Genomic DNA, 18,923 nt, shown 5'->3' on the forward strand with positions numbered 1-18,923 from the left:
TCAAAAACCGTGCACAAATAAAGGTAGCACAAAAACAATATTTTTCAGGCACCGATTGTGCAAAATTTATTTCTGTATTTTTAAGGAATTAAACCAATCCAAATGAAATACAAAATTCTAGTTGTAAGTGTTTTAGTATTCGCTTTCGCGAAAGCGTTATCACCTCAACTACACGCACAAGTGTACTTTACAGGAAAGTACGGACCTTTTGACGCTGCAATCCCGTCTCCGGCACAATATCTTGGTTATGAAATAGGTGAGCAACACACGCGTCACGATCAGATAGTCTCCTATTTTGAAAAACTAGCCGAGTTATCGCCTAGAGCAACGATAAGTGAGTACGGAAGAACACACGAGAACAGAAAACTTGTGATGCTTACCGTAACAAACATAAATAATCAAGAGAACCTACCTGCCCTAAAAAAGCAACACCTCGCTTTTGTAGACACCAAGCAACGTGCGACTAATTATGATGATATTCCTGTTTTTATACAACTTGGGTATAATGTACATGGCAATGAGCCATCCAGCTCTGAAGCCGCCTTGCTCACGGCATATACACTTGTTGCTTCACAACATCTAGAAATAAAAAAATATAGAGAGAACAGTATCATATTTATAGATCCTACCATAAATCCAGATGGGCGTGATCGACATACACAGTGGGCAAATAGCTATAAAGGTAGTCCCCTGGTATCTGATAATATAGACGCAGAGCATACCGAGATGTGGCCCCGCGGACGTACTAACCATTACTGGTTTGACTTAAACCGTGACTGGCTACTTGCGATAAATCCAGAAAGCCGTGGTAAACTAGATTGGTATCACGAGTGGTATCCAAATGTAGTTACAGATTTCCACGAGATGGGAACAAACAGCAGTCACTTTTTTGAGCCTATGCTGCCTATTGGGAGTATGAATCCTATTATGCCCAAGGAAAACTATGAAGACCTCAACAACCTTTTTGCTCCTTACTTTTCAAGTGCGCTTGATGAGATAGGTAGTTTTTATTTTACAAAGGAATCTTTTGACGGTACCTACCCTGGATATGGATCTTCATATCCGGATCTTCAGGGAGCACTGGCACTTCTTTTTGAACAAGCGAGCAGTCGCGGGCATCTTCAAGACACAGATTTCGGAACTATAAGTTTCCCTTTTACCATAAGAAATCAGTACACCTCTGGGATGGCAACTGTTAAGGCTGCAGTAGAGAATAAAGGAACCTTGCGCAAATACCAGCAAGATTTTTTTAAGTCCGCTTTCGCGAAAGCAAAAACAGATCAAGCCTCCGCTTATGAATTTGGAGACCCTTATGACGCAAACAGAACCAAGGCTTTTATAGACAAGCTACTCAAGCATCGCATTAAGTTATATGACAAAGGCGATGGACGTTATGTAGTACCTACACAACAAGCACAAAAAAGAATGGTACAATCCTTCTTTGAAACCTATAAAACATACAGAGACAGTGTTTATTATGACGCAAGTGCATGGTCTGTGGGCAACTTCTATAATATGCGTTACAAGGGATTGTCTAGCCCACCGAACTTAGGTAACGAAGTTACGTCTACAGATGAGCTCACTAAAGTTCAAATGGTAACAAAAACAGATTATGCATACCTCATCGATTATGATGATTATAATGCGCCTGCTTTGCTTGCTTATTTACAGCGTGAAGGTCTAACAGTGGCGACGGCATTTAAACCTTTTACTGCAAAAACAACGAGTGGTAATCGTGACTTCAACTACGGAACGCTTATGCTGCCTGTAAGCCGTCAAGAAAAAACTTCAGAAGAAGTGTATCGCATCGTAATAGCTGGACAACAGCAATTTCAAGTACCTATCTATGCGGCAAATACAGGTTTTAGCATCAAAGGAATTGACTTAGGTAGTCAGAATTTTCAAAAAGTGGATACTCCTAAAGCGCTTATGATTATAGGAGATGGGACAAGTTCATACGAAGCTGGTGAGATATGGCATTTACTTGATACACGTGTCCACATGCCTATTACAAAAGTGATGAGTAATAACCTTAACAGAGTAGATTTAAGCAAGTACAACACAGTAGTAATGGTTTCTGGAAGCTACGGGGATTTATCAAAGCGATTTCAAGAAAATCTCACTTCATGGGTTTCACAAGGGAACACATTGATTACTTCTGGAACCGCTAGCAGCTGGGCTATCAAATCAAAAATAGCTACTGGAAAACTTACTAAAGAAGTCAAGAAAGATTCTACAAAAACTATTAAGAGAGAGCCTTACGTTAATCAAAGACCTAATCGTGGAAAGGAGCGTCTAGGTGGAGCTATTTTTGAAGTAGACCTAGATCTTACTCATCCGCTAGCATTTGGTTATCGCTACAAGCAACTACCTGTGTATAAAAATAACAATGTCTGGTTACAACCTAGCAAGAACGAGTATAACACTGTTGCACAATATTCGGCAACGCCTCATATTGATGGTTACATTTCTGATAAAAACCTCAATGACTTTATGAAAAAGAGCGCATCTATTGTGGTCTCTCCTAAAGGACGAGGACGCATAGTGATGTTTGCAGATAATCCTAACTTTAGAGGAAGCTGGTATGGAACCAATAAGCTCTTCTTAAACGCAATCTTTTTTGGGAGTCTCATTGATTAATTGCTAGCGCAACGTTTGTTAATGAGATGTGTTTTTTATGCTTTCGCGAAAGCGGGATGTTAAAAATCACAATAAGGCACTACAAGAAACGTTAAGTTAAGATTACTCTTACAGAAAATTAATATTCTCACACGCAACCTTTTATATAGTTTTGCATCTATATTTTATAACTAACATTATTTCAAGATGCAAGTAGAAATAAAAAACAAACCTATCCTTATTGTTTCAGTAATTGTTCTCTCATTATGTGCGTTATTTTTCTTCTTTCTTTAAGAACTTAAAATAACTACCTAATTAAAATAAAAATGCCCAGTACTCCTTCGAGTATTGGGCATTTTTGTTGCTAACTGCGAGTACTTACGATCTCACTAGTTTTTTATACTTGATACGCTTAGGCATTAGATCTCCACCTAATCTCTTCTTCTTATTCTCCTCATACTCAGAGAATCCTCCTTCAAAGAAATACACTTGGCTATCTCCCTCAAAAGCAAGAATGTGTGTACAGATACGATCTAAGAACCAACGGTCGTGACTAATTACTACGGCACAACCTGCAAAGTTTTCTAGTCCTTCTTCTAGCGCTCTTAATGTATTTACATCAAGGTCGTTTGTAGGCTCATCCAGTAGCAGTACGTTTCCTTCTTCTCTTAGTGTCATTGCAAGGTGTAAGCGGTTACGCTCACCTCCAGATAGTGTTGCAACTTTCTTATTTTGCTCACTTCCTGAGAAGTTAAATCTACTTAAATACGCTCTAGAATTTACTTCCTTCCCTCCCATCATAACAAGCTCTTGCTCGTCTGAGAAGTTTTGCCAGATAGTTTTATCTGGATCTATGTTACTGTGACTCTGATCTACATATGCGATTTGAGCAGTATCTCCTACGGTAAAGTTTCCTTTATCTGGAGCTTCTTCACCCATGATCATTTTAAAGATGGTAGTTTTACCAGCTCCGTTAGGTCCTATCACTCCTACAATACCAGCTTGTGGAAGGTTGAAGTTTAAGTCTTCATACAGTAATTTATCACCAAAAGCTTTACTCACTCCTGATGCTTCAATCACATTTGTACCAAGACGTGGCCCATTAGGGATGTAGATTTCTACTTTTTCATCTACTTGCTTCTGGTCTTGACTCATCATTTTGTCATAGTTCTGTAGACGCGCTTTTTGCTTAGTCTGACGACCTTTTGCTCCTTGACGTACCCAGTCAAGCTCACGCTCTAAAGTTTTTTGACGTTTTGAAGCTGTTTTACTTTCTTGTGCCATACGCTTAGACTTCTGATCTAACCAAGAAGAGTAATTTCCTTTCCAAGGAATTCCTTCTCCTCTATCTAGCTCAAGAATCCATCCTGCTACGTTATCAAGGAAATAACGGTCGTGCGTTACTGCAATCACCGTTCCTTTATATTGTGCTAGGTGGTGCTCTAACCAGTGTACAGACTCTGCATCAAGGTGGTTAGTAGGCTCATCTAGTAATAATACATCTGGCTCTTGTAATAATAATCTACATAAAGCAACGCGACGTTTTTCTCCACCAGAAAGTACACCCACTTTTTGATCTGCAGGAGGCGTACGTAGTGCATCCATTGCAATCTCAAGTTTTGTATCTAGTTCCCATGCTCCGCGTGCATCTATCTCATCTTGTAAGACAGCCTGGCGTGCCATGAGTTTATCCATCTTATCGGCGTCAGAGTATACTTCTTCTAGTCCAAAAGAGTCATTAATCTTATTGTACTCATCAAGAATAGCAACCGTTTCGGCAGCTCCTTCTTTTACAATCTCAAGTACAGTTTTTTCTGGATCAAGCTGAGGCTCTTGCTCAAGGTATCCTACAGAAAATTCTTTATCTGAAGTTACGTCTCCTTGAAAGTTGGTATCTAATCCTGCGATGATTTTCATCAGCGTAGATTTACCAGAACCGTTAAGACCTAAAATTCCAATTTTAGCTCCATAAAAAAAGCTTAAATAGATTTTCTTAAGTACTGGTGTTTGTGCGCCTGGAAAGGTTTTTGTAACCCCAGACATTGTAAATATTATTTTTTTATCGTCGCTCATAGTTTTACTTTAGGCTCTTAGCTGTATGTTTTAAGCTAGTTGGTTTATTGTTAGTACGCTTTCGCGAAAGCGCACTGCGTATTATATCTATAATTGTAAAATAGTATTCTACGATGCAAAGGTAATTAGTTACTCAATCATCCCTTAGCATTAATTGGAATATTATGCTGTGTTAATTGTCTGAGCATTTCTGGTATATCCGCAGGCTCTAAGTACAAGTTCTTTATTCTCTTATTCTTCAATCTTAAAATCAGAGATCTATGTCCCGTAAAAGCTGTTTTATCTTGAACATAAGCAATTTCCGAAAGGTCAATCTCTTTCTGCCATGAAATGCGAAAAATACTTGAAACACTCAATATTAAAAGTATGCCGCCTAATGATCCAGTGATAATAGTGAGAATATCAACATCACTATTATTAAAACTTTTGTAAGCATATAACAAAAGAAACAGCGAAGTAGATAGACTACTAAAGAGTAATAGTTTATCCATGTGCTTATCGTTAATGGATATGCTTTCTTCTTTGAGTTTTATATTTTCTAATGTATTTGCCATAAGTCGTTTAAAGCACTAATTTACAAATCTCCTTCTAAAACTGCACGCATCGCTTTTGCTTTAAGCAAGCATTCTTCGTACTCACTATCTGGATCTGATCCTGCAGTGATGGCTCCACCTACGGAGTATGAGATATATTCATTTTCTGCATTGTATAAAATACTACGTATGACCACATTAAAATCAAAATCTCCATCTGGCGTAAAGTAACCTACAGCGCCACTATACAATCCACGTTTTGACTCTTCTTGTGACTCAATAATTTGCATCGCTCGCAACTTTGGAGCGCCTGTCATGCTTCCCATTGGGAAGGTACTTCTAATCGCATCTACCGGAGAAATACCAAGACTTAGCGTCGAGGTTACCGTAGAGATCATTTGGTGCACTTGCTTAAAAGGATAAACTTCGCATAGCTCTTCTACAATTACAGATCCTTTTTGGGCGGTTTTTGATAGGTCATTTCTTACCAAATCTACTATCATGATATTTTCGGAGCGCTCTTTTGAGTTTTCTTGTAACGCTTTCGCGAAAGCGGTATCCTCCTTTTCATCCACTCCTCGCTTTGCCGTACCTTTTATGGGCTGTGTAACGATCTTACTCCCTATTTTCTTAATATATCGCTCTGGAGAAGCCGAAAGTAAAAACTGATCCTCAAGCTTAAGATAAGTGCCAAATGGCGGCGAACTAATCGCATTAAGGCGTTTGTATATTTTTAATGGGTTTATGGTTCCCAGCGCATAGAACTCTTGACATAAGTTTGCCTCATAAATATCTCCACGATAAATATGCTGTAACATGCTGCGCACTTTTTCCTTGTAAGCCTCTTTGTGAATCTTAAGTTTTATGGATAATGGTTGCGCTTGGGAGTTAGTTTCAGAAGATTTGGTGGCAGTTATTTCCTCAAAATCTTCATCCATCTCATCATCTACCATCCCTAGATATAACATCTCGAGTGTGTTTCCTTTGAGTAAGAATAACTTTTTAGGTTGAAAAAAATGAAGGTCTGCAAAGTCTAGCTTATCATCATTTTTTGAGGTTAAGCGTTCTGTGTCATTCTTAAGGTCATAACTTAAATAGCCAAATATCCAATCCTTTATCGTACTTTGATACTCCTCCAGCTGATCAAAAGCACCTTGATAATCAGTCTTTAAACTTGTAAAAGCATCTACTGCAAGAATTGCTTCATACTCGGGATAATTCTGACGTTCGTAGCTATTACTATCAAGCCAAACGACCTCTTCAAATTGTTGAGACCACGATAACAATTGCTCTTTAAGCACTGTTATATCACTAATAGAAATAATTTTTGAAGTACGATTCATTACTGTAAAAATACATAAGAATCTGTCGCAATTAAATTGATGTTAAAAAACAATTATTAAGTAATTTGCACATAATCCTACCGACTAAGTAGACTTATAAAAATCTAACGACTAACATACTGATATTATGGTGTCAAAAACACTACAAACCACTTATAGAGAACGCCTTTTTAGACATCTAGACGGTATTGTGACAGCGCCATCTGCGTTTTCACTATATAAAAATGGAGTAACCGATTTTATTTTGCAAGAAAAAGAAGTGAGCCTAACTACTTTGAGCAACGCTTTTACTGTAAACGAAGGCTACTTGAACGTAGCATTACGTGTGCTTGCATCTCAAGGATGGATTGAGCAATCTTTGAATAATGAGGATAATGAAGTGGTTTATAAGGTAAACGAATTATCTCCAATTGCTTTTGCACTGTTTCCACTATATGAAGATGTGACTGCATTGCAAAAGCTTTCTGAGAATTACCATTTCAGAAAATTTGAGGCAGCTCCATTTAAGAAACTCCAAGATATTTTTGAGAAATACAAAGACGCTTATGGCCTCAATTTATCTTCAAATACTCAAGAACGCGAAATTCAAGAGCAGATACTTGCGCATATAGAAGGAAATATTCTAGGCCCAACGCTTGTGCACTTATCAATGAATGGTGCCTTTCATAAATACTTTATGCAAGCCAGCTTTAAGCCTGAAGAGTTTCATGCAGACGGAGAAAACTTTAAAAAGCTTCTTGACATACTCTCGTATTTTGAACTTTTTAATAAGAAAGGACAGACGTATCAGTTTACAGACAAAGGACTATTCTTTGCAAAAAGAGCAAGCTCTTACGGAGTGACTGTATCGTACATACCAACATTACGCAAACTTGATAATCTTATTTTTGGCGATGCATTGAGTGCAAAAAACCATGGCGATGGCGAACAAGAAGGCCATGTAGACAGAGCTATGAACGTCTGGGGAAGTGGTGGTGCACATGCTACCTATTTCAAAGTGGTAGATACCATCATCTTAGATATTTTTAATAAACCACTAGATGAACAACCTAAAGGTATTCTCGATATGGGCTGTGGTAATGGTGCATTTTTAATTCACCTTTACAACCTCATCGAGCGTCATACTCTACGAGGTAAACATCTAGATGAATACCCACTCATACTAGTAGGAGCAGACTACAACCAAGCTGCCATAGATATTACTAAGCAAAATGTAATACAATCTGAAATCTGGGCAAAAGTAATGTGGGGAGATATAGGTGATCCAGAAAGACTGGCGACAGATTTACAAGAGGAGTATGATATCACGCTAGGCGATTTATTAAATGTACGCTCCTTCTTAGACCACAATCGTGTATGGAAAGCACCAGAGAAAAAGCTTGAGCATGCAAGCACCTCAACGGGAGCATTTTCATATGAAGGGAAACGACTATCTAACAATGACGTGGAGGCATCTCTTGCAGCTCACTTTAGTAAGTGGTCACCTTACGTAGGGAAACATGGGTTATTACTTATAGAACTACACAGTATTCCTCCAGCAGTAGCCGCTCGTAATATAGGACGCACAGCAGTTACGGCTTATGATGCTACACATGGATATTCTGATCAATATATTGTAGAAGTGCCAGTCTTTCATGATACCCTTGCCGCTATTGGAATGAAAAGAGATGAAACCTTAAGTGCTAAGTTTCCAAATACAGAAGCAGCTACGGTAACGGTGAATCTTTTTAGACAATAGTTTCTTTTATCTTTGCAGCCTATGGAAGAGAAAAAAGCACAACCTAACAATCCGCTGCACGGTGTAAAGCTTGCAGATATACTTGAATTTCTAGTTGAAAAATATGGCTGGAAAGAAATGAGTTTGCAGGTAGATATTAATTGTTTTAAAAAGGATCCTACCATAAAATCTAGCTTAAAGTTTTTAAGAAGAACTCCATGGGCAAGAGAGAAAGTAGAGTATTTATACTTACAGTCTATATAAAGAAATAGCGCACTGCTTTACACAGTGCGCTATTAATCATCCACAAAAAAAACACTACTCTTAAACAGCAGTTTGCACACCTGCATACTGCTCTATAAATCGCACCATTAGATCATTAAGCTTTTCTACTTTAAAACTTTCTGTAGTGGCTTCTATGTGATCATTTCCTATACCACTGTCGTCAGTTAAGAACACATATGTTGCACTAGTTGACACACTAAAGGATCTCATTAAAAACTCTACTTCCTTATTTGCTCCACTGGCAACTACTGGAATAATTTTTATACCCTGCTCTTTTGCTTTTGCAATTTGACTTTTAATCATCGCAACGTTTTCTTGGTTAAAATGAGGTGGAGCATCTAACATCAAAAAGAGTATTCTAGCTTTTGCTTTCTCGTTCCATGACTGTGACAATGATACCTTAAGTGCCTCCTCTACTGCTTCTTCATAATCTCCACCACCTGCAGCATGCTGCGCCGAAAGGAAGTCTTTTACTTCATTTACATCACTACTAAAATCTATTGCACGAGTTACATAATCATCACCATGGTCTCTGTACACAGTAAGCGCTACTCTCTTTTGCTCAACACTAGCATCTATCCTGCTCATTATATTCTTGAGCTCTGATTTGAGATATGAAATCTCATCACCCATGGAACCTGTAGCATCTACTGCAAATAATATGTCGATAGCATTACTAGCTTGATGCTCATTAATTGTAAAAGAGACTTGTTTCTGATTTCTAGAAATTTTCTTTCCTTCTATTTTTCCACTATAATACAGTTGTACTAAATAAGTATCAGTTGGACTATTTTTTCCTTTAAACAGCATACTCATTCCCGAAGCATCTGTCATTCCTTTCATTAAGAGGTTATTATTTTTATAAAGAGCAACACCAACGTTTGCTATTGGCAGTCCGCTATTATCGGTTACTTGGATATCAGTTCTACCATCATGATTAAACTCCCACTTCTTTGCGATTTCCTTTGCTTCTCCGGAGTTGTAGATTTTTACAAACTCAGCGTATTTCTCTACATCATTTTAATTCACCAGCTGTTAGTTGGCCATAAGCTGGATCATTCTGAGAAATTCCAGGTGAAGGTTTTCCATCTGTAATATGTATTCCAGATACTTTGCCCTTTAAGCGCTCTGAAGCGACAATACTTACAGATGCCGTCGTCATTGTCTTAGTACGTCGTCCGTATCCCATTACCACTACTTCGTCTAACACACTACTCTATTCTAAAATGACATTTATAGTAGTCTGAGCATACAAGAATCTCTTTTGATTTAAAACCAACGTACGTAAAAACTAATGTATCTGTGGCAGCCGCTTTAATCTCGTAGTTTCCATCAAAGTCTGACTGAGTTCCTACTACACTGTTTTTTATAAGAATATTAGCTCCTGGAAGAGGTTCGCCATCATCTGATACCGTTCCTGAAATTGTTATTTCTTGCGCATGTACTTCTATTATAAATAGGAGCAGCGTTATGAATGTGCTAAGTGTTTTCATATCCTTTGGTTTTTAATTATGAGGTGAAATTAGAGTAGACACCACCTTTTAAAAACCTAGATTGAGGGAACAGGATGTTTGAGTGAGGGAAGTAGACCTCAAGTTGAAGTTGAAGTTGAAGTTGAAGTTGAAGTTGAAGTTGAAGTTGAAGTTGAAGTTGAAGTTGAAGTTGAAGTTGAAGTTGAAGTTGAAGTTGAAGTTGAAGTTGAATATTAATTACTTCTCAAAATATTTCATTAAAAACCGATTACAACTTCTTAGCCTCTTCCCAAAAAGCATCCATTTCTGCCAATGTCATGTCTGAAAGGTCTTTGCCCAGCTCTTTTGCTTTACCTTCTAAGTATTGAAAACGTTTTATAAATTTCTTATTAGTGCGTTCTAGTGCGCTTTCTGGATCTACTTTTAAGAACCGTGCGTAGTTAATCATTGAGAACAGCACATCACCAAACTCGGCTTCAATCTTTTCTTGATTGTTTTCGTTGACTTCGTGCTGTAGCTCCTCAAGTTCTTCTTGTACTTTTTCAAATACTTGTTGAGGCTCTTCCCAGTCAAATCCTACACCTGCTACTTTATCTTGAATTCGGCTGGCTTTTACAAGTGCTGGCAATCCCTTTGGAACTCCTTCTAGTACAGACTTCTTACCTTCTTTAAGCTTAAGTTTTTCCCAGTTGCGCTCTACTTCCTTAGCATCTGCCACATCAATACCTCCATAAATATGAGGGTGGCGAGAAACAAGTTTATCAGAAATACTATTTGCAACATCTGCGATATCAAAATCCTTAGTCTCGCTTCCTATCTTGGCATAGAATACAATGTGTAATAAGAGATCACCAAGCTCCTTTTTCACCTCTTCTAGATCATTATCAAGAATAGCATCGCCTAGCTCATAGGTTTCCTCAATGGTGAGGTGACGCAAGCTTTCCATGGTTTGCTTTTTATCCCAAGGACAACCTACGCGTAGTTCGTCCATTATGGTTAGTAATCTATCAAAGGCTTTTAATTGCGTCTCTCTTGTATTCATAGTCAGGGTGGTAATTGCAGGAATAATTTACTATTACCTTAAGTTAATGTTATTTATGGTGTGGGTGCTTATCACATTTTCGCAAAAGCGTACTCATCTTTAAAACTAAAAAAGCCTTTACAAATAAACTGTAAAGGCTTTTTAATATTATAAAAAGTTATGCACTATTCCTCTTCTCCGCTTGCTGCTGCGGGAGCTGCTGGCGCGTCAAAGTTAAGCATATCTTTTGCTTGTAAAATGTTGTACCACTGTACTACTTTCTTAATGTCACTAGCATATACACGATCCTCGTCATAATCTGGAATCACATTGAAGAAAAACTCTTCAAGTTCATCTTTTGAGACCTTATGATTAATAGTAGGCGCTCCATTTTCCTTGTCTTTTATGGCTTGTAACACCTCTCTAAGTGGCTTCTCCTCACTTAAGGTGTAGATAGCAATTTCAGAAAGTACACTTACGTTATGACGGATACCTACGGTAATTCTCTTACCATCTACTAGAGATTCTGCCACAAAACCACTGCGTGTTTGTTGCTTTAACTCATATATTCCAGGCTTTCCAGCGATTGCAATTACTTTATCTAAACTCATATATTATTCAAATTGGGTGGCAAAGATGCACTTTGCGATACATATTTACAAATTTTGTTTGCAAGGATTCGTTAATCTTTACACGAGACTTTAAGAATACTAGCGCTTTTTTGACGCTGCTGGAAAACGCATGCGATACTCTGCATTACACTTACCTTTTGAGATATTTACAAGCTTTCCTTTTATTAAGCGCTTTTTAAGACTTGAGAGTTTATCTGTAAAAAGGACCCCTTCTATATGATCATACTCATGCTGGATTACTCGAGCAATAAGTCCATCATAAGTCTCTGTGTACTCTTTAAAGTTCTCATCTCGATACCTAATAGTTACCTTAGGTTTTCTAAAAACATCTTCATTAATACCAGGTATGCTCAAGCAGCCTTCAGAAAATGCCCACTCCTCTCCTTCTTCTTCAAGAATCTCTGCATTTACAAAGGTTTTCTTGAAGTTTGCAAGCTGTTCCTGCTCTTCTGGAGTATAACTTTCATCTTCTGCAAACGGTGTTGTATCAACTAGAAACACACGTATAGGTAAACCTATTTGAGGTGCTGCAAGCCCTACACCGTGAGCTTCATACATCGTATCATACATATTCTCTATGAGCTCGCTAAATTTAGGATACTCCGGAGTAATATCTTTTGCTTTTTTCTTAAGTACGGGATCTCCGTACGCCACAATTGGTATAATCATATCTACTTATTATACAGGTAATCCTGAAGGATAATCGTTGCACTTATTTGATCTACAAGTGCTTTATTTTGTCTTTTCTTTTTACCGATACCACTGTCTAACATGGTCTGGAATGCCATCTTTGAAGTAAACCTCTCATCTTGTCTAATGATGGTTAACTCTGGATGTTTTTTTTCTACGCTTTCGCGAAAGCGTACAATATCTACCTCCACATCACTCGCCTCATTATTCATGCGCTTAGGCTCACCTATCACCATAGCCTCTACCTTCTCTTCTGAAAGATATTTCTTTAAAAAGGTGAAAATATCTTTTGTTTCAACCGTTGTAAGACCTGAAGCGATCATCTGCAACTCGTCTGTCACTGCTATACCAGTGCGCTTTGTTCCGTAATCTATTGCAATGATGCGTGCCATCTGTAAAATTTGTGCAAAAATAAGGAAAAACAAGCTATAAGGTTGTGCATCGCAATAGCTTTCATAATAGCAAGGTCTTGCAATCACAAAAAAGCAGCTACTTACAGAGTGGTCTATCTTTTAACAGCTAAGTTACTTCATAGCTTCACAATGCACATTACGAGAGCGCACCACTTGTTTTATATATAACAAGAAAGCCTTAACTTGTTTAAGTTTTGCACCACTAGAAACTATCAAAAAGCATTTGAAACTTTATCTTTGAACATCCATTAACGATTACTGAGAAGAGCTAACTTATCTTACTCAGCGCTTAAAAATATCAAATGACACAACTTAGAAACATCATCGAAGAGGCTTGGGAGGATCGCTCGCTCCTTACTAATCCAGTAACAATAAATGCTATACGTGAGGTAGTAGACATGCTAGACCGTGGTACGCTACGCGTTGCAGAACCTACAGAAGACGGATGGCAAGTAAATGAGTGGGTAAAAAAGGCGGTTGTACTTTATTTCCCTATCCAAAAAATGGAAACTCTGGAAGCTGGAATCTTTGAATATCACGATAAAATTCCATTAAAGAGAGACTTTGCAAATCGCGGTATTCGTGTAGTGCCTAATGCTGTTGCACGTCACGGAGCTTATATCTCTAAAGGGGTAATCTTGATGCCAAGTTATGTAAACATAGGAGCTTATGTAGATGAGGGAACTATGGTTGATACATGGGCAACCGTAGGAAGCTGCGCACAAATAGGTAAAAACGTACACCTAAGTGGTGGTGTAGGTATAGGTGGTGTTCTAGAACCACTACAAGCATCTCCAGTAATTATAGAAGATGGTGCTTTTATAGGATCTAGATGTATTGTTGTAGAAGGTGTACACGTTGAGAAAGAAGCTGTCTTAGGCGCAAACGTAGTACTTACAATGAGCACAAAAATTATTGACGTTACTGGTGATGAGCCTGTAGAAATGAAAGGACGCGTACCTGCAAGATCTGTAGTAATCCCTGGAAGTTATACTAAGAAATTTGCTGCAGGAGAGTACCAAGTTCCTTGTGCACTAATTATAGGTAAACGTAAAGAGAGCACTAACAAAAAGACGTCTCTTAATGATGCCTTAAGAGAGTACGACGTAGCAGTTTAATATGACAACGGAGCAAACTAATGACATGATTATAGATGCGGTTATCACATGGGTAAATGGTGATGACTTAACATGGCAACATAAAATCAATACGTATCTAGATACTAAAATTGATTTCTCTAAAAAAGCAGAAAGTACTCGCTACAATGCAATAGGCGAAGTGCAGATTGCAATAGCATCGATTATCAAGTTTGCTCCGTTTATTAAAAACATATATGTCGTTACCGACAACCAGGTACCACAAGATTTTGATGTCTTATCTACAAAGGCTCAAGAACAAGGTGTCAACCTAAAAATTATAGATCACACGGTGATTTTTAAAAATTATGAAGAGGCTTTACCTAGTTTCAACTCTATTTCTATAGAGATAATGCTCTATAGAATCCCAAATCTATCTGAGCATTTTGTGGTTTTTAATGATGACTTCTTCTTAATGAGAGCTACGGCCCCAGAAGATTTCTTTATCAATGGCATGCCCGTATTGCGTGGCTCATGGGAAAAGTTTAATGAAGATAGAACACTTAGAGTATACTATCAAAAGCTGCTCAAGCTTATAGGAAAGGAACCTGACCCAAATAGACCAAGCTTTAAAAGGCTACAGCAGCAAAGCGCTATGCTAGCTGGCACAAAGAAGTATGTCAGAAGATATCACACCCCTATGAGTGTAAGAAAATCTACCCTAGTAGATTATTTTAACGCACATGAGGACTTGCTCAAAAATAATATTTCATTTAGATTCCGCGATAAGAGTCAGTTTTTATTGTCCTCTTTATCTGAGCATCTCGAAATTAAAAAAGGAACCTTTCACTACTCAAAAGACACGCGACTAACTTATTTCAGATCTTACAAGAAACCTTCAAGTGTAAAAAAGAAGTTGGCTCAATTTATAGAAGATCCATCTAAAATATTTATCACCTTCCAGAGCTTAGAAAGAGCAGATCCTGCTTTACTTACACATATTAAAAACTGGATATCTAGTAGACTAGATCAAGATCTCCGCTAGGAAATTAATTTTTGATAGAAAAAAGAACTTTCTATGCAAAGTCATAGAAAAACAAATCCATGATACACAAAAAGATTCCTACTTTTCTTTTAAGTCTATATTAAAATGTAACGCTAGGTTTTCCCACTGTACTCTATTTCGATCTTCGTTAACGTTTGTTTTTTTAAGAGCAACCTTTTGACTACCTACTAGTGGTATAGGGTCTTCCACAGTATATGGTGCAAATCGAGATAATGTCCCATTTAAAAGTGCCATTGTTTTAAACCAGAGATCATCACTTTTGGGAGATAATTCTTGAAAAAGATCTACATTTAAAACTTGTTTATTAAGAGATCCTACAGGATATAAAACTCCACATACTCCTACAGGCATCATCGTCATATCTTCTCTGGAAGAAGAGGTTACATGTTTCCATTGTTTATAAGGAAGGACTTCTCCTTGTTCATTGTATGATATACTTCTTACTCTATTTGCAATAACATCCTTTGGATATTCTAGGTGGGACTTATACAATTGTCCTAATAAATTAGGATGATACATCACATCATCGTCAACGGTCACGATTATTTTATCAGGAAAAAGCTCTAAAGAATGGATAAGCTTTCGGTGAGAAAAAGTATAGGGCGAGTATCTTATCTCAAACACATCACCTTCTAACGCTTTGAGTCCTGCTGGCACAGCACTTTCTAAGTCTTCGTTAAGCCAAAGAATAATTTTATCTGGCTGAGGATTTGCACAAAGCAGACTCCTCACTGTATATTGAACAAGCTTAAGACGAGAAGGAATTGTGGTAAGTGACACAATCAATGGCACCGTATTCTTGTTTCTTGACTTAATCTTACTAACAGATTTGTTTTTTAACGCAAAACTTTTAAGTATGGATGGAAAATATTCTTTTAACTTCATAATTCAATAAAAATAGCGGCTATCTAAATAGTAACATCATGATTTTTATTGATACCATGAATTGCGTAAGTCACTTTATTGTCACGAGTATTTTTTCTAATAGCGGCATTTTTGTCAAGAGTTTCTTGTGTCTTGTATCCCCTTGCGTGATCTAAATGAACACAAATTGCAGTATAACGTATCTGAATGGATTTTATGCCAGAATTCATCAAGCGCTCACCAAGTTCTCTATCTTGTCCTCCGTACTGCATGCGCTCATCAAAACCATTTACCCTCACAATATCTTCTTTCCAACCGCTAGCGTTGTGACCATTCCAACTAGCATTTGTAGGAGTAAGAAAATTTAGGGCTCTTGAAGTAAATTTGCCAGCCGTGAGTTTTTTGTTTTTAAATGAAGATTTTAAACCACGTTCTTTTAACCAGTTTACATCAAAACAATTTTGATTCTGGATATCTGGTAAATTTATTGAATTTGATATATCTAAAGGAAGTTTGAAATAACCTCCCGAAAGAAAATAACCTTTCCTTCTATGTTTTAAATGCTCTTCAACAAAGTTATTTTTTGGTATACAATCACCATCACTCATTAATATGTAATCCGAGTTACAGGCAACTATTGCTTTATTGAGAATACGGGATTTTTGAAAACCCTCATCTTCCTGCCATACATGTATAATAGGAACTGGAAAATCTTTTGAAAATTCTTCTAAAAGCTCTTTTGTCTGTGGTCCAGATCCATCATCTGCTATAACAATTTCAAAATCAAAGGTGGTTTGAAATTGATATCCCCAAAGTGTTTTTTCTAACCAATCAACAGCATTATACGTGCTTAATATGACGGAAACTGATGGCTTAAGTGATTTCATAGGCAGGAGACAAAACTAGCTAATTATTCATAAAATAGCTAGCATATTTAGTACAATAGAACAACGTACACCATAACACAAAGCATTAACTCTATTGCTAAGTGATGATGCCCATTTTAATCAATATATTATTCAAAGGAAAGCAAAAAAAAAGCCTCTCAGTTTCCTGAGAGGCTTTTAGTATAAGAACTAGATGGTGAGAATTACTCTCCTCCTTCCATTTTCTTTTTAAGAGCTGCAAGAGCATCGTTTGCATCACCTAAAGTAGGCTTAGACTCATCTGCTTGAGTTTTAGCTTTCTTAGCTTGTTGCTTAACGATCTTAGCTTCTTCTTCTTTATGGATAACCATATGTGAAGCAACTACACGCTTGAAGTCTTTGTTGAATTCAATAATTTGGAATTCTGCTTCTTCTCCTTTTCCTAATTTAGTTCCGTCTTCTTTTTCAAGGTGACGAGTAGGAACAAATGCAGTAATATCCTCGTTAAAATCGATAGTAGCTCCTTTGTCTACAATCTCTGTGATTGCAGCTTTGTGAGTAGTACCCATTTTGAACTCATCCTCGTACTTATCCCAAGGATTTGCTTCGATTTGTTTGTGACCTAAAGATAATTTACGTCCATCTACGTCAAGCTCAAGAACCACTACTTCTAGTTTATCTCCTACCTCACAGAATTCTGATGGATGCTTCACTTTCTTAGTCCAAGAAAGATCTGAGATGTAAATTAATCCATCAATACCTTCTTCTAGTTCTAAGAACACACCGAAGTTTGTAAAGTTACGTACGATACCTTCGTGACGTGAACCTACAGGGTATTTTGAAGTAATATCTGTCCATGGATCTTGCGTTAATTGCTTGATACCAAGACTCATCTTACGATCTTCACGATCTAAAGTAAGGATTTGAGCATCTACTACGTCTCCTACTTTTACGAAGTCTTGAGCGCTACGTAAGTGCGTAGACCATGACATTTCTGATACGTGGATAAGACCTTCTACTCCTTCTTCTACTTCGATAAATGCACCGTAATCTGCGATTACAACTACTTTACCTTTTACATTATCACCTACTTTAAGCTCTTCTCCTAAGGCCTCCCATGGGTGCTTAGAAAGTTGCTTAAGACCTAACTGGATACGTGTTTTATCCTCATCAAAGTCAAGGATTACAACATTCAGTTTCTGATCAAGCTCAACGATTTCATTCGGGTGGTTGATACGTGACCAAGAAAGGTCTGTAATGTGTACCAGTCCATCAACACCTCCAAGATCAACAAATACACCGTATGAAGTGATGTTTTTAACAACACCTTCAAGTACTTGTCCTTTTTCAAGCTGCCCGATGATCTCCTTCTTCTGCTCTTCGATATCTGCTTCGATAAGCGCTTTGTGAGATACTACAACGTTTTTAAACTCGTGGTTGATTTTTACAACCTTGAATTCCATCGTTTTGTTTACATACTGATCGTAATCACGTATAGGCTTCACATCAATTTGTGAACCTGGTAAGAATGCTTCGATACCGAATACATCTACGATCATACCTCCTTTAGTACGTGCTTTTACAAATCCGTTTACGATAGTTCCCTCATCGTGTGCAGCGTTAACGCGATCCCAAGCCTTGATAACACGCGCCTTACGGTGTGATAATATCAATTGCCCAGTTGCATCCTCACGTACATCGATAAGTACTTCTACTTTATCACCTACTTTAAGGTCTGGATTGTAACGGAATTCATTAAGAGAGATTACCCCTTCAGACTTAGCGTTAATGTCAATGATTGCATCACGATCAGTAAGTGTAATTACTGTTCCTTCTACAACATCGTCATCAAGTGTATCTACAAAGTTACTTGCTACAAGCGCTTCAAATTCTTCAAGTTGCTTGTCATCTACTGTATCGATTCCTTCTTCGTACTTCTCCCAGTTAAAGTCTTTAAGAAATTGTTCTGGGTTCTCTTGAGCTGGAGATAGCTCAACTTTTGGTGCTACTACTGCAGCTTCTTCCTGAACTTCAGGATTTTTTGTTTCTTCAGCCATTTGCTAAAATTTACATCTACCTAAAAACAAGCGTTTTATAGACAGATGGGTTTTGTATTTTACGTTTCTGCGAAAGCTTAATAAACCTAGAAACCGTAAAAGGGTTTGTTTTGTTTTTTAAATACCTCACTGGCAGCTTTCTAAAGGTGGCCAAAAAGGAGTGCAAAAATACACCCTTTATCTTGATTTACAAAGG

The 18,923-nt window shown here is 37.6% G+C and carries 19 protein-coding genes; 6 read left to right on the plus strand and 13 right to left on the minus strand.

Annotation, left to right across the window (positions count from 1 at the left end; genetic code table 11):
* The first annotated feature begins 102 nt into the window (after positions 1–102).
* Positions 103–2,640, plus strand: a complete 2,538-nt coding sequence (locus KRODI_RS01130) for a M14 family zinc carboxypeptidase (protein ID WP_013749727.1) — start codon at positions 103–105, stop codon at positions 2,638–2,640.
* 357 nt (positions 2,641–2,997) lie between these two features.
* Here the strand turns inward: KRODI_RS01130 and ettA are convergent, their stop codons facing one another.
* From ettA to pabB, 3 genes are all read right to left on the minus strand, one after another.
* On the minus strand, positions 2,998–4,692 hold the full coding sequence (gene ettA, locus KRODI_RS01135; RefSeq protein WP_013749728.1) for an energy-dependent translational throttle protein EttA: 1,695 nt from the start codon (positions 4,690–4,692) through the stop codon (positions 2,998–3,000).
* 137 nt (positions 4,693–4,829) lie between these two features.
* Positions 4,830–5,246, minus strand: coding sequence for a hypothetical protein (locus KRODI_RS01140; protein ID WP_013749729.1), 417 nt, complete (start codon positions 5,244–5,246; stop codon positions 4,830–4,832).
* A 20-nt stretch (positions 5,247–5,266) separates the two neighbouring features.
* Complete coding sequence (gene pabB / locus KRODI_RS01145) at positions 5,267–6,568, minus strand: aminodeoxychorismate synthase component I (protein ID WP_013749730.1); 1,302 nt, start codon at positions 6,566–6,568, stop codon at positions 5,267–5,269.
* Between the two features lie 127 nt (positions 6,569–6,695).
* On the opposite strand from pabB, the gene KRODI_RS01150 reads away from it, so the two are divergent.
* Together KRODI_RS01150 and KRODI_RS01155 are read left to right on the plus strand one after the other, a co-directional pair.
* Positions 6,696–8,306 carry a class I SAM-dependent methyltransferase gene (locus tag KRODI_RS01150; RefSeq protein WP_013749731.1) on the plus strand — a complete coding sequence of 537 codons (1,611 nt, stop codon included), beginning with the start codon at positions 6,696–6,698 and terminating at the stop codon, positions 8,304–8,306.
* Positions 8,307–8,327: 21 nt separating this feature from the next.
* Positions 8,328–8,549, plus strand: a complete 222-nt coding sequence (locus KRODI_RS01155) for a VF530 family DNA-binding protein (RefSeq protein WP_013749732.1) — start codon at positions 8,328–8,330, stop codon at positions 8,547–8,549.
* Between the two features lie 60 nt (positions 8,550–8,609).
* Here KRODI_RS01155 and KRODI_RS01160 read toward each other — a convergent pair whose 3' ends face one another.
* From KRODI_RS01160 to KRODI_RS01165, 3 genes are all read right to left on the minus strand, one after another.
* Complete coding sequence (locus KRODI_RS01160) at positions 8,610–9,413, minus strand: vWA domain-containing protein (protein WP_013749733.1); 804 nt, start codon at positions 9,411–9,413, stop codon at positions 8,610–8,612.
* Positions 9,414–9,585: 172 nt separating this feature from the next.
* Positions 9,586–9,780: a hypothetical protein gene (locus KRODI_RS15035; RefSeq protein WP_049783416.1), complete on the minus strand. Its 195-nt coding sequence runs from the start codon at positions 9,778–9,780 to the stop codon at positions 9,586–9,588.
* A 1-nt stretch (position 9,781) separates the two neighbouring features.
* The gene (locus tag KRODI_RS01165) at positions 9,782–10,063 is read right to left on the minus strand and encodes a carboxypeptidase-like regulatory domain-containing protein (protein WP_041295581.1); all 282 of its coding nucleotides are present in this window, start codon (positions 10,061–10,063) and stop codon (positions 9,782–9,784) included.
* Positions 10,064–10,141: 78 nt separating this feature from the next.
* Between KRODI_RS01165 and KRODI_RS15560 the strand changes: the two genes are divergently transcribed.
* Positions 10,142–10,279: a hypothetical protein gene (locus KRODI_RS15560; protein ID WP_158306995.1), complete on the plus strand. Its 138-nt coding sequence runs from the start codon at positions 10,142–10,144 to the stop codon at positions 10,277–10,279.
* Positions 10,280–10,310: 31 nt separating this feature from the next.
* On the opposite strand, the gene mazG is transcribed toward KRODI_RS15560, so the two are convergent.
* The 4 genes from mazG to ruvX all read right to left on the minus strand — a co-directional run bounded on the left by mazG (position 10,311) and on the right by ruvX (position 12,777).
* Complete coding sequence (gene mazG / locus KRODI_RS01170; protein WP_013749734.1) at positions 10,311–11,084, minus strand: nucleoside triphosphate pyrophosphohydrolase; 774 nt, start codon at positions 11,082–11,084, stop codon at positions 10,311–10,313.
* Between the two features lie 164 nt (positions 11,085–11,248).
* On the minus strand, positions 11,249–11,674 hold the full coding sequence (locus KRODI_RS01175; protein WP_013749735.1) for a DUF5606 domain-containing protein: 426 nt from the start codon (positions 11,672–11,674) through the stop codon (positions 11,249–11,251).
* 99 nt (positions 11,675–11,773) lie between these two features.
* Positions 11,774–12,364 (minus strand): peptide deformylase, encoded by a 591-nt coding sequence (gene def / locus KRODI_RS01180; RefSeq protein ID WP_013749736.1) that lies wholly within the window; start codon positions 12,362–12,364, stop codon positions 11,774–11,776.
* Between the two features lie 2 nt (positions 12,365–12,366).
* Positions 12,367–12,777, minus strand: a complete 411-nt coding sequence (gene ruvX, locus KRODI_RS01185; protein ID WP_013749737.1) for a Holliday junction resolvase RuvX — start codon at positions 12,775–12,777, stop codon at positions 12,367–12,369.
* Positions 12,778–13,100: 323 nt separating this feature from the next.
* On the opposite strand from ruvX, the gene KRODI_RS01190 reads away from it, so the two are divergent.
* Both KRODI_RS01190 and KRODI_RS01195 read left to right on the plus strand, forming a co-directional pair.
* A complete protein-coding gene (locus KRODI_RS01190) occupies positions 13,101–13,916 on the plus strand; it encodes a 2,3,4,5-tetrahydropyridine-2,6-dicarboxylate N-succinyltransferase (protein ID WP_013749738.1) in 816 nt (271 codons plus the stop codon).
* 1 nt (position 13,917) lies between these two features.
* Complete coding sequence (locus tag KRODI_RS01195) at positions 13,918–14,919, plus strand: Stealth CR1 domain-containing protein (RefSeq protein ID WP_013749739.1); 1,002 nt, start codon at positions 13,918–13,920, stop codon at positions 14,917–14,919.
* A gap of 78 nt (positions 14,920–14,997) precedes the next feature.
* Here the strand turns inward: KRODI_RS01195 and KRODI_RS01200 are convergent, their stop codons facing one another.
* The 3 genes from KRODI_RS01200 to rpsA all read right to left on the minus strand — a co-directional run bounded on the left by KRODI_RS01200 (position 14,998) and on the right by rpsA (position 18,727).
* On the minus strand, positions 14,998–15,825 hold the full coding sequence (locus tag KRODI_RS01200) for a hypothetical protein (protein WP_013749740.1): 828 nt from the start codon (positions 15,823–15,825) through the stop codon (positions 14,998–15,000).
* 23 nt (positions 15,826–15,848) lie between these two features.
* Positions 15,849–16,691, minus strand: a complete 843-nt coding sequence (locus tag KRODI_RS01205; protein WP_013749741.1) for a glycosyltransferase family 2 protein — start codon at positions 16,689–16,691, stop codon at positions 15,849–15,851.
* 203 nt (positions 16,692–16,894) lie between these two features.
* On the minus strand, positions 16,895–18,727 hold the full coding sequence (gene rpsA / locus KRODI_RS01210) for a 30S ribosomal protein S1 (RefSeq protein ID WP_013749742.1): 1,833 nt from the start codon (positions 18,725–18,727) through the stop codon (positions 16,895–16,897).
* Between the last annotated feature and the right edge of the window lie 196 nt (positions 18,728–18,923).

The sequence above is a fragment of the Dokdonia sp. 4H-3-7-5 genome, assembly GCF_000212355.1.
Lineage (GTDB): Bacteria > Bacteroidota > Bacteroidia > Flavobacteriales > Flavobacteriaceae > Dokdonia.

Bases quoted from the DNA above. Each gene is read 5' to 3' on its own strand.
- KRODI_RS01130 (WP_013749727.1), top strand. From the start codon at position 103: ATGAAATACAAAATTCTAGTTGTAAGTGTTTTAGTATTCGCTTTCGCG.
- ettA (WP_013749728.1), bottom strand. From the start codon at position 4,692: ATGAGCGACGATAAAAAAATAATATTTACAATGTCTGGGGTTACAAAA.
- KRODI_RS01140 (WP_013749729.1), bottom strand. From the start codon at position 5,246: ATGGCAAATACATTAGAAAATATAAAACTCAAAGAAGAAAGCATATCC.
- pabB (WP_013749730.1), bottom strand. From the start codon at position 6,568: ATGAATCGTACTTCAAAAATTATTTCTATTAGTGATATAACAGTGCTT.
- KRODI_RS01150 (WP_013749731.1), top strand. From the start codon at position 6,696: ATGGTGTCAAAAACACTACAAACCACTTATAGAGAACGCCTTTTTAGA.
- KRODI_RS01155 (WP_013749732.1), top strand. From the start codon at position 8,328: ATGGAAGAGAAAAAAGCACAACCTAACAATCCGCTGCACGGTGTAAAG.
- KRODI_RS01160 (WP_013749733.1), bottom strand. From the start codon at position 9,413: ATGAAAGGAATGACAGATGCTTCGGGAATGAGTATGCTGTTTAAAGGA.
- KRODI_RS01165 (WP_041295581.1), bottom strand. From the start codon at position 10,063: ATGAAAACACTTAGCACATTCATAACGCTGCTCCTATTTATAATAGAA.
- mazG (WP_013749734.1), bottom strand. From the start codon at position 11,084: ATGAATACAAGAGAGACGCAATTAAAAGCCTTTGATAGATTACTAACC.
- KRODI_RS01175 (WP_013749735.1), bottom strand. From the start codon at position 11,674: ATGAGTTTAGATAAAGTAATTGCAATCGCTGGAAAGCCTGGAATATAT.
- def (WP_013749736.1), bottom strand. From the start codon at position 12,364: ATGATTATACCAATTGTGGCGTACGGAGATCCCGTACTTAAGAAAAAA.
- ruvX (WP_013749737.1), bottom strand. From the start codon at position 12,777: ATGGCACGCATCATTGCAATAGATTACGGAACAAAGCGCACTGGTATA.
- KRODI_RS01190 (WP_013749738.1), top strand. From the start codon at position 13,101: ATGACACAACTTAGAAACATCATCGAAGAGGCTTGGGAGGATCGCTCG.
- KRODI_RS01195 (WP_013749739.1), top strand. From the start codon at position 13,918: ATGACAACGGAGCAAACTAATGACATGATTATAGATGCGGTTATCACA.
- KRODI_RS01200 (WP_013749740.1), bottom strand. From the start codon at position 15,825: ATGAAGTTAAAAGAATATTTTCCATCCATACTTAAAAGTTTTGCGTTA.
- KRODI_RS01205 (WP_013749741.1), bottom strand. From the start codon at position 16,691: ATGAAATCACTTAAGCCATCAGTTTCCGTCATATTAAGCACGTATAAT.
- rpsA (WP_013749742.1), bottom strand. From the start codon at position 18,727: ATGGCTGAAGAAACAAAAAATCCTGAAGTTCAGGAAGAAGCTGCAGTA.